Source organism: Micromonospora sp. NPDC002411, from assembly GCF_053592955.1.
In genome coordinates this window covers 1-10028 of the sequence record NZ_JBSFBM010000251.1, presented here as the reverse complement: position 1 = coordinate 10028, position 10028 = coordinate 1, and the positions used below count along the sequence as shown (strand labels likewise).

8 protein-coding genes and 1 pseudogene are annotated in these 10028 nt (G+C 70.3%); 7 read left to right on the top strand and 2 right to left on the bottom strand.

Annotation, left to right across the window (positions count from 1 at the left end; translation table 11 throughout):
* Positions 1–651 (top strand): peptidylprolyl isomerase (locus ACWCO3_RS25205; protein ID WP_450012358.1); only part of this gene is annotated, 651 nt, incomplete at its 5' end.
* Between the two features lie 133 nt (positions 652–784).
* On the opposite strand, the gene ACWCO3_RS25200 is transcribed toward ACWCO3_RS25205, so the two are convergent.
* On the bottom strand, positions 785–1822 hold the full coding sequence (locus ACWCO3_RS25200) for a LacI family DNA-binding transcriptional regulator (RefSeq protein ID WP_145782708.1): 1038 nt from the start codon (positions 1820–1822) through the stop codon (positions 785–787).
* A 338-nt stretch (positions 1823–2160) separates the two neighbouring features.
* Between ACWCO3_RS25200 and ACWCO3_RS25195 the strand changes: the two genes are divergently transcribed.
* The 3 genes from ACWCO3_RS25195 to ACWCO3_RS25185 all read left to right on the top strand — a co-directional run bounded on the left by ACWCO3_RS25195 (position 2161) and on the right by ACWCO3_RS25185 (position 5310).
* A complete protein-coding gene (locus tag ACWCO3_RS25195) occupies positions 2161–3000 on the top strand; it encodes a M15 family metallopeptidase (RefSeq protein WP_450012356.1) in 840 nt (279 codons plus the stop codon).
* A gap of 49 nt (positions 3001–3049) precedes the next feature.
* The gene (locus tag ACWCO3_RS25190) at positions 3050–3556 is read left to right on the top strand and encodes a DinB family protein (RefSeq protein WP_145782706.1); all 507 of its coding nucleotides are present in this window, start codon (positions 3050–3052) and stop codon (positions 3554–3556) included.
* Positions 3557–3837: 281 nt separating this feature from the next.
* Complete coding sequence (locus tag ACWCO3_RS25185; RefSeq protein ID WP_450012353.1) at positions 3838–5310, top strand: arabinofuranosidase catalytic domain-containing protein; 1473 nt, start codon at positions 3838–3840, stop codon at positions 5308–5310.
* Positions 5311–5359: 49 nt separating this feature from the next.
* On the opposite strand, the gene ACWCO3_RS25180 is transcribed toward ACWCO3_RS25185, so the two are convergent.
* A complete protein-coding gene (locus ACWCO3_RS25180; RefSeq protein WP_450012351.1) occupies positions 5360–6547 on the bottom strand; it encodes a spore photoproduct lyase family protein in 1188 nt (395 codons plus the stop codon).
* Positions 6548–6704: 157 nt separating this feature from the next.
* On the opposite strand from ACWCO3_RS25180, the gene ACWCO3_RS25175 reads away from it, so the two are divergent.
* The 3 genes and pseudogenes from ACWCO3_RS25175 to ACWCO3_RS25165 all read left to right on the top strand — a co-directional run.
* A complete protein-coding gene (locus ACWCO3_RS25175; protein WP_244311736.1) occupies positions 6705–8012 on the top strand; it encodes an RICIN domain-containing protein in 1308 nt (435 codons plus the stop codon).
* A gap of 21 nt (positions 8013–8033) precedes the next feature.
* Positions 8034–8495 carry a hypothetical protein gene (locus ACWCO3_RS25170; protein WP_145782703.1) on the top strand — a complete coding sequence of 154 codons (462 nt, stop codon included), beginning with the start codon at positions 8034–8036 and terminating at the stop codon, positions 8493–8495.
* Between the two features lie 354 nt (positions 8496–8849).
* Positions 8850–9956: pseudogene (locus ACWCO3_RS25165) on the top strand (RtcB family protein); the annotation flags it as partial.
* Between the last annotated feature and the right edge of the window lie 72 nt (positions 9957–10028).

Here is a 10028-nt window from a genome sequence, read left to right as displayed (position 1 = left end):
CAAGGCGATCGCCGCCGAGCTCTGACCCCCGCTCGCGTCGAGCGGGGAACCCGCTGGACGTGGCCGGCTGCGGTGCCGCTGCCGCCCGACCCGCGACGCACCCCGTCCCGGGGAACGGTGCGGGTGACCCTGGCGACCAACCACGGGCCGATCGGGCTGACACTGGACCGGGCCGCCGCGCCGTGCACCGTGCAGAGCTTCCTGCACCTGGTCGGCAAGCGTTTCTACGACCGCACGTCGTGCCACCGGCTCACCGCGTACCCGACGCTGAGCGTGTTGCAGTGCGGTGACCCGTCCGGCACCGGCGAGGGCGGTCCGGGATACCGGTACCGCGACGAGCTGCCCACCGACCTGCCGCCGGCGCCCACCGACCCGACCGGGGAACGCAAGGTGTACGCCCGCGGCGTCCTCGCGATGGCCAACGCCGGGCCGGACACCAACGGCAGCCAGTTCTTCCTGGTGTACGCCAACTCGGCGCTGCGCCCCAACTACACGATCTTCGGTGAGGTCGACGCCGCCGGGCTGGCCACCCTGGACCGGATCGCCGCCGGGGGAGTGGCCCCGACCGCCGAGGATCCCGCGCCTGTCGACGGCGCGCCCGCGCTGCCGGTGACGATCCGCAAGGCCGTCCGCGCGCACCACCACCACTGACAGTGCGGCGCGGTGGGCGACTCGTCGTCGCTCACCGCGCCCAGCGGCCCTCGGCCGGGTTCCTAACCGGTCGCCGCAATTACCGGAACCGGATCGGAAGTGCTCCAACCGGTCTCCGGCGCAGTTCCGGCCGTCACGACGGGTCGGGCGACCCGGTCGGCGGGGCGGCGGTGCTGTCCCGCACGACCAGTTCGGTGGCGAGTTCGACACGTGGCGAGTCGATGCCCTCACCCTGCGACAGGCGCAGCACCGTCCGTGCCGCCAACCGTCCCATCTCGACCAACGGCTGACGCACTGTGGTCAGCGGCGGTGACGCCCAGCGGGCCTCCGGCAGGTCGTCGAAGCCGACGACGCTGACGTCGTCCGGCACTCGCAGTCCTCGGCGTCGAATGGCCTCGTAGACCCCGAAGGCCATCTGGTCGCTGGCGGCGAAGATGGCAGTCGGCGGGTCGGGGAGGTCGAGCAGCGCCGTACCGCCGGAGAACCCGGAGGCGTGGTAGAAGTCACCCGGGTAGATCAACGCGTCGTCCACCGGAACCCCGGCGGCCTCCAGCCCGGCCCGGTAACCGTCGAGTCGCGCACGGCTGCACAGCAGGTGCGTCGGGCCGGCCACGAAGCCGATGCGTCGGTGCCCGATGGAGAGCAGGTGTTCGGTGGCGGCGAGCCCACCGGCCCAGTTGGTCGCCCCGATGGTCGGCACGTCCATCGCCGGAACGCCGGCCGGGTCGACCACCACCACCGGCACGTTGAGGCGGCGTAGCTGCGCGTGCAGCGGCGGGCTCAGGTGCGAGGTCACGAAGATGACACCGTCGGTGGCCCGGGTGCGTAGATTCTGCAACCACTGCCGGGCAGCGGTGGGCTGCCGGTGGATCGCGGAGACCACAGTGCCGAGGCCCGCACCGTGCCCGACATCCTCCACCCCACGGATGATTTCCACGGCCCAGGGGCTGTCCAGGTCGTTGAAGACCAGGTCGACCAGGCCGGCGCGGCGAACGCTGCGGCTGGTGCGACGCCGGTAGCCGTGGTGACGCAACAACTCCTCGACCCGCTCCCGGGTGCCGGGGGCCACATCGGAGCGACCGTTGAGCACTCGTGACACCGTCGGCACCGAGACCCCGGCCTCCCGTGCGATCGCGGTGATGGTCACCCTGCGTCCGTCGTCCGCGCCCACCCGCGTCTCCTTCACCGAGCCGGAGGAACGACCACCAGGTGCCGTCCGCCGTGTGTCCCGGAACGGCGTGCCCGTTCCACGCGTCATCTTGCCTCACCGGTAGGGGTTCACGACACGCCAGGTCGGCTCGGGACCCCACCAGATTTGCGGAAAAGTTCCGGAAGCCTATCGGGCGGATGGCATCGGCCAGCCCGTCAAGGGACCGCCCGGCGTCTTGATCGACTCGGGTTTCGTGATGTCGCGGTATCCGAGCGTCCTCAACACCCCGGTAAGCAGGAACGCGAGTGGATCATGGTCACCGTCTGCGGCAGCCCGAGTGGGGCTGATAGACAGGACTGGTGCGTACCCGGGTCGCCGTCGTGCTCGCGTTCGCCGCGCTGCTCGGCGGCTGTTCGCGGCCGGAGCCCCAGCCCGCGCCGGCGTCGTCGGCCGCGTCGCAGCCGCCGCCGGTACACCCCACGCCGCCGCCGAGCCCTGGCGAGCGGCTGCCCGGCTTCGTCGTGCTGACCGACCTCGACCCGCGCATCCACGCCGACATCCGCTACGCCACACCGCACAACTTCGTCGGCCGTCCGATCACCGGCTATCGCGAGCCGCTGTGCCTGCTCACCCTGCAGGCCGCGGAGGCGCTGCGGCGTGTGCAGGACGCCGCACTGGCCGGCGGGCACAGCCTCAAGGTGTACGACTGCTACCGCCCGCAGCCGGCGGTGGACGACTTCGTGGCCTGGGCGAAGCGACCCGACGAGCAGCAGACCAAGGCCGAGTTCTACCCGGACGTGGCCAAGAACCGGCTCTTCGCCGACGGGTACATCGGGGCGCCCACCGCGCACAGCAGAGGCAGCACCATGGACCTGACCCTCGTCGACGAGCCACCCGCCCGCCAGCCCTCGTACCGGGTCGGGCAGCCGCTGGTCGCCTGCACCGCACCACGCGGGCAGCGTTTCGCTGACAACAGCATCGACATGGGTACGGGGTTCGACTGTTTCGACTCCCGGGCGCACACCGCCGACGCCCGCATCGCCGGCGCACCCCGGGACAACCGCCGATTGTTGCAACGGCTGATGACCGACGCCGGGTTCGTCAACTACGACCGCGAGTGGTGGCACTACAGCCTGCGCGACGAGCCGTACCCGGACACGTTCTTCGCCGCGCCGGTCGCCCGTTCCTCGGTCGGCTGACCCACGGCCGACACCGCAGCCGCCGGCGCCATCCGGCATGATCGTTTCAATGACCACCGAACGGATCGGCCCCCCGGTGACCGGCGACGAGCGGGAAACGCTGCGCGCGTTCCTCGACTTCCACCGCGCGACGCTGGCTCTCAAGTGCGAGGGCCTGTCCGACGAGGAACTGCGCCGGCAGTCCATGCCGCCCTCCACGCTCTCCCTGCTCGCCCTGGTGCGGCACATGGCGGAGGTGGAACGTGCCTGGTTCCGGCGGGTCATCGACGGCGAGGACGTTCCGTTGGTCTGGTCCGAGGTCGGCGACTTCCAGCAGGCCTACGACGCCAGCTCGGCCACCCGGGCGGAGGCGTTCGCCGCCTGGGAGCGTGAGGTCGAACAGGCTCGCCGGATCGAGCGCGCGGCTCCATCGCTGGACGTGACCGGCCGCAACGTCCGCTCCGGCGAGATCGTGTCGCTGCGGCTGGTGATGCTGCACCTGATCCACGAGTACGCCCGGCACAACGGCCACGCGGACTTCCTCCGGGAGGGCATCGACGGCGCCGTGGGCGTGTAGTCGGTGGTGGTGGCCCTGGCCACCACCACCCACACGTCGTACGCCACGGCCCGCGCAACGACGCTTTTCGATGACAAACAATAGACGTATGATGTCTTTCCCATCAGGAGTATCGTCGAATCGATTCGCCTGAACCCGCCCGGATCATCGACGATTCTCGCTCCCAGGATTACCCGCACATCGGATCCAGGCGACCGCTGGGCTCCACTCCGGCGGGCCGGCGTCGCCGGCCACCGGCACGCGCCACGCCCCCATCACCCGTTCGAAAGGATTCGACGAACGTGAAGAGAAGAAGGCTCAGCCGCTTCCTGGCCGCCGCAGGAATCCCGTTGCTCCTCGCCGTCGGTGCCGGTGGTTACGTGGTCTCTGACCCGCCGCCAGCCCGCGCCGCCACCACCGGCCCGTGCGACATCTACGCCTCGGGTGGTACGCCGTGCGTGGCCGCGCACAGCACCACCCGAGCGCTGTACGGCGCGTACAACGGACCGCTCTACCAGGTCCGGCGATCGTCGGACAGCACCACCCGCGACGTCGGCGTGCTGAGCGCCGGAGGCTACGCCAACGCCGCCACCCAGGACACGTTCTGCGCCAACACCACCTGCGTCATCACCGTCATCTACGACCAGTCCGGCCGCAACAACCGCCTCACCCAGGCCCCGCCCGGCGGCTTCGCCGGCCCCGCGCCCGGCGGGTGGGACAACCTCGCCGACGCGAAGGCCGCGCCGGTCACCGTCGGTGGCCAGAAGGCGTACGGCGTCTACATCGCCCCCGGCACCGGCTACCGCAACAACAACACCAACGGCGTCGCCACCGGTGACCAACCCGAGGGTATCTACGCGGTCGTCGACGGCACGCACTACAACCAGTGGTGCTGCTTCGACTACGGCAATGCGCAGACCAACAACCTGGCCGACGAGCGCGCGATCATGGAGACCGTCTACTTCGGCGCCAACAAGCAGTGGGGCTACGGCGCGGGGGCCGGCCCGTGGATCATGGCGGACCTGGAGTGGGGGCTGTTTTCCGGGGTGAACGCCGGTTACAACAACATCGCCTCGATCAACCACCGCTTCGTCACGGCCATGGTCAAGGGCGAGCCGAACCACTGGGCGATCCGGGGCGGCAACGCGCAGTCGGGCAGCCTCACCACCTACTTCGACGGGCCACGCCCCAACGGCTACCACCCGATGAAGAAGGAGGGCGCCATCCTGCTCGGCATCGGTGGCGACAACAGCATCACCGGCCGCGGCACCTTCTTCGAGGGTGTACTGACCTCCGGCTACCCGTCAGCGGCCACCGAGAACGCCGTGCAAGCCAACATCAACGCCGCCGGGTACGCCCCGGCCGGAGGCGGCAACCCCCAGCAGAACGTGCAGGTCGTCGGCGGCCAGTCCGGACGCTGCATCGACGTACCGAACGGCACCACCACCAACGGCACCCAGGTGCAGCTCTGGGACTGCATCAGCAACAGCACCGCGCAGCGTTGGACCTACACCGCCGGCAGACAACTCCAGGTGTACGGCAACAAGTGCCTCGACGCCAATGGCCAGGGCACCACCAACGGCACCCAGGCCATCATCTGGGACTGCCACGGCGGCACCAACCAGCAGTGGAACCTCAACGCCAACGGCTCCATCACCGGCGTGCAGTCCGGACTCTGCCTCGACGCCAACGGCGCCGGGACCGCGAACGGCACCAAACTCATCCTGTGGGCCTGCAACGGACAACAGAACCAACAGTGGTCCACCCGTAGCTGAGCACTCGGCGACACCCGGGGCCGGGCCGCCCTCGTGCAGTGAGGGCGGCTCAGGTCCAGTAGAGGATCCGGCAGGCCGGTACGCGGGCGGTCAGCTCAGCGGTGAACCAGTCACGCAGCTCGGCCATCGTGTCGCGCGGGTAGACGTACTTCACCGCGCCGAACTTGCCGTGCCTACGGCTGCGGGACTCCTCGTCCATCTCCAGCCGCGTACGCGGGTACCAACCGAGCAGCACCTCCTTGCTGCCGGGGGTGAACCGATGGGTGATCAGCTCGGCGGTCAGGTCCAGCTCCGGCACCCCGTCGACAGCCGCGCGGACCTGGTCGATCAGCCCGCCGTAGGCCTCCCGCCAGTCGGGTAGCGCGATGATCGGCGCGATGGTCAACCCCACCGGGTAGCCGTCGAGCGCGAGCCGGCGCAGCGCGGCCAGGCGGTCCGGCACCCGGGCGGTGCCGCCCTCGAACCGAACGCCTACCGGGGCGCAGTTGACGCTGAACCGGACCCGGGTGCGGCCGGCGTGCGGCAGCCCGACGAAGGTGTCCACGTCGGCGTACTTGGTCGTCCAGCGCAACTGCACCGGTGCGTCCCAGTCGGCGAAGTGCTGCACCGCCCGCCGCCAACTGCCGGTCAGGTGCTCCAACGCGAGTGGGTCGGTGTAGCAGGACGCCTCGAAGGTGGTGCCCTCGTCGGCGCGCCGCGCGTTGCGGCTCGTCACCGTGCCCCGCCCGGCGTACGGGGCCAGTCCGGCCAGGATGTCGTCGAGGTCCGCGTACACCCGGGTGACGGGTGGGCCGGACAACGAGCCGGCCAGGTAGCAGTACTGGCAGTGCGCGGGGCAGCCCTCGGCCAGGTCGACGCGCCAGTCGGCGCTGGGCGCGATCGGTTGCAGGGTGCGCCGCGAGGGTGGGCTCACCACGATCGCCATGGTCGCCTTGGCCCGCGCGTACGTCTCCCGGTCGGTAGGTCCGCGTACCCCGGTGAGCCGGTTGGATTTCAGGTGTTCCACCTCGATGCCCAGGGCCCGCACCCGTTCGACGATCCGTTGCCCGTGGGGGTGTTCCAGCGCGGCGGGGGTGGCCACCACGCGGCCCGGGGTCCAGCGGCGAGCAGGCCTGGCCGGCGGCGCGAGACCGGCCAGGTCGCGGGTCGACACCCGCTCGCCGCTGGCGTCGTGCGGGGCTGCGGGTACGTCCACGGCGAGTGGCTGGTCGACGTCGACGGCGTCCGGGCTGGTCACCGGGCCGGGGTACCCGCTGCCGCAGGAATCCCACCCGTTCGGGCGATCGGTGATTGACGTGATCAGGTCAGAGGAATAACCTTTCGTCTATCTGTAAACAATGTGAACAGATGCATCTCGACGCGGCGGCGCGCGTTCCCACCGAAGGGACGATCAGGTGATCGCAGAACTCTCCTCCCGTACCAGACGAATCCTGTCGTTGTTCGTCGCCCTGGTCGTCGCGCTGACCGCCGGTGTCGCGGTCAGCGCCTCGCGCTCCGCGCAGGCCGCGCCGACGTTCAAGGTCCTGGCCTTCTACAACGGCACCTGGGACGACGCGCACATCGACTTCGTCAAGGACGCCCGGGCCTGGTTCCCGCAGGCCGCCGCCCAGCACGGCTTCTCCTGGGAAGCCACCAACAACTGGAGCCTGCTGAACACCTCCAACCTGGCCCAGTACAAGGTCATCATGTTCCTGGACGACGCGCCGCCCGCTGCGCAGCGGGCCGCGTTCCAGCAGTACGTGCAGAACGGCGGGGGATGGCTGGGCTTCCACGTCAGCGCGTTCACCACCAACCCGTCGAGCTGGAGCTGGTACTACAACACGTTCCTCGGCACCGGCTCGTTCCAGACCAACACCTGGGGGCCGACCCGGGTCACGATGCGCGCCGACAACCGCACCCACGCGGCGACCCGCAACCTGCCGGCGACGTTCCCCTCGTCGATCAGCGAGTGGTACTCCTGGAGCAACGACCTGCGGCAGAACCCCAACATCGACATCCTCGCGTCGGTCGACCCGTCCAGCTTCCCGGTCGGCACCGACCCCAACCAGTCCTGGTACGGCGGCTACTACCCGCTCGTGTGGAGCAACCGGCAGTACAAGATGCTGTACGCCAACTTCGGCCACAACGCGATGAACTACAGCACCAAGACCGGTCTGTCGTCCACCTTCGACAGCCCGCAGCAGAACCAACTGCTGATCGACGGCCTGCACTGGCTCGCCGGGGTCAGCAGCACGCCCCCGACGACGCCCCCGCCGTCCGACGGCATCTCGCCGACCGCCTGGCACACGGTGGTCAACCGGGGCAACGGCAAGTGCGTGGACGCCCGGGCCGCCGCCAGCGCGAACGGCACCGCCATCCAGCAGTACACCTGCAACAACAGCACCGCCCAGCAGTACCAGTTCGCGCCGACCAGCGGCGGGTTCCTGCGAATCAACAACCGCAACAACAGCGCACAGGTGCTCGACGTGACCGACCGGTCGACGGCCGACTCGGCGCCGATCCAGCTCTGGAACTACAGCGGCGGCAACAACCAGCAGTGGCGCGCCGAATCCGAGGGCAACGGCTACTACCGCCTGGTCAACCGCAGCAGCGGCAAGTGCCTGGACGTGCCGGGGGCGTCCACCGCGGACAGCGTCCAGCTCATCCAGTACACCTGCAACGGCACCGCCGCGCAGTCGTTCCGCCTGGTGGCCATGTCATAACTCCGCTGTAGCCTCGCGGCCATGGCGATTCCCGACCTGGTGCCGATCGCGCACGAGCCCGACTACCGCACCAGCACCATCGGCCACTACGACAAGGGTCAGTTCTTCGGCTCCGTCACCGCCACCCTCACCGACGGTGCCGGAGCCGAAGACGACTGGTACCGCCACAAGCGCTGGTACGCGGTACTGCACCGGTTCGACGCCGACGGCGCGCACATCGACTCGGACATCTGGTTCGCCGGCACCAGCGAGACCGAGGACGCCTCCATCGACCGGGCCGAGGCCCGCCTCGCCGAGTGGCTGGACGCGCTGCCCGGCCGGCACTTCGCCGACATCGCCATCCGGCTGTTCCAGGTCGAGGTCGACGGGCACGTCTTCGGGCTGGTCGACTGGTCCCACGAGTACGACGGCGAGGACCACGCCGAGTTCCTCCCCGACGACCTCGGGTTCGACCCGCCCTGGGACGGCTGCTACGACACCTGAGCCGCCCACCGACCCAGCCGGCCACGCTCGGTGGCGGCGATATCCATTGCGGACGCGCCGCCGCCCTCCTACTGTCAGCGGTGCAAGGTCAACCGATCAACCCGAAGGGAGTACGCCGTGTCGCGACGCGTCCGCACCGATGCCCTCCGGCGGCTGCTCCCTGCCGGCACCCCTGCGTGTGACACCGCCAAAACCCGTGCCTACTGCCCGTTGCAGGGCGTGCCGGGGTGGCGCGACTGACGCCGACGCTGACGCGTCCGCCGGCCGCCCATCCCCACCGGGATCGGGCGGCCTCTTCGTATCCGCGCACCGCGCCTGACCATTTCGGTCACCATTCGACAGAAGGAACCCACGATGGGATTCACCCCTCTCGCCGGCACCCGGGCTCCGGTCCGGGTCTGGACCGACCCGTACGCCATCGAGGCGCAGGCCGCCAAGCAGCTGCGCAACATCGGCGCGCTGCCCTGGGTGCAGGGTGTCGCCGTCATGCCCGACGTGCACTTCGGCAAGGGCGCCACGGTCGGCTCGGTCATCGCGATGCGGCAGGCCGTCTCGCCGGCCGCGGTCGGCGTCGACATCGGCTGCGGGATGTCGGCGGTGCGAACCTCGCTGACCGCCGCCGACCTGCCGGACGACCTGGGTGGGCTGCGCTCCGCGATCGAGGCCACCATCCCGGTCGGCTTCACCCAGCGGCAGGACCAGGTCGACACGCGTCGGGTCCGTGGCCTGGAGCAGGCCGGCTGGGACGACTTCTGGGGGCGGTTCGCCGGCCTGGACCGGCGGGTGGCGCAGCTGGAGACGCGGGCGCGGCGGCAGCTGGGCACCCTCGGTGGGGGCAACCACTTCATCGAGGTCTGCCTGGAGCAGGGTGGGGCCGACGAGGGCCGGGTCTGGCTGATGCTGCACTCGGGGTCCCGCAACATCGGCAAGGAACTGGCCGAGCGGCATATCAGTGTGGCCCGGGGCCTGCCGCACAACGCCGACCTGCCCGACCGGGACCTGGCGGTGTTCCTCGCCGGCACGCCGGAGATGGACGCGTACCGGCGGGACCTGTGGTGGGCGCAGGAGTACGCGCGGCGCAACCGCGCCGTCATGCTGGCCCTGCTGTGCGGGGTGGTGCGGGAGCACTTCCCGCACGTCTCGTACGACGAGTCGATCTCCTGCCACCACAACTACGTCTCCGAGGAGAGCTACGACGGGGTGGAGGTGCTGGTCACCCGCAAGGGCGCGATCCGGGCCGGTCGGGGTGACCTGGGCATCATCCCCGGGTCGATGGGCACCGGGTCGTACATCGTGCGGGGTCGGGGAAACCCGGACGCGTACTGCTCGGCGTCGCACGGCGCGGGGCGGCGGATGTCGCGGGCGCAGGCCAAGCGGACGTTCAGCACCGACGACCTGGCCGCGCAGACCGCCGGGGTGGAGTGCCGCAAGGACGCCGGGGTGGTCGACGAGATCCCCGGCCACCCCTGGCGAACTCCGGCATCTCCTGGATCACACACCTGTCGTCGACCAGGGTGACCAGGTCGTGGGCGC

Coding starts and splice junctions, on each gene's coding strand:
- ACWCO3_RS25190 (WP_145782706.1), top strand. CDS start 3,050: ATGACCACCGAACGGATCGGCCCCCCGGTGACCGGCGACGAGCGGGAA.
- ACWCO3_RS25170 (WP_145782703.1), top strand. CDS start 8,034: ATGGCGATTCCCGACCTGGTGCCGATCGCGCACGAGCCCGACTACCGC.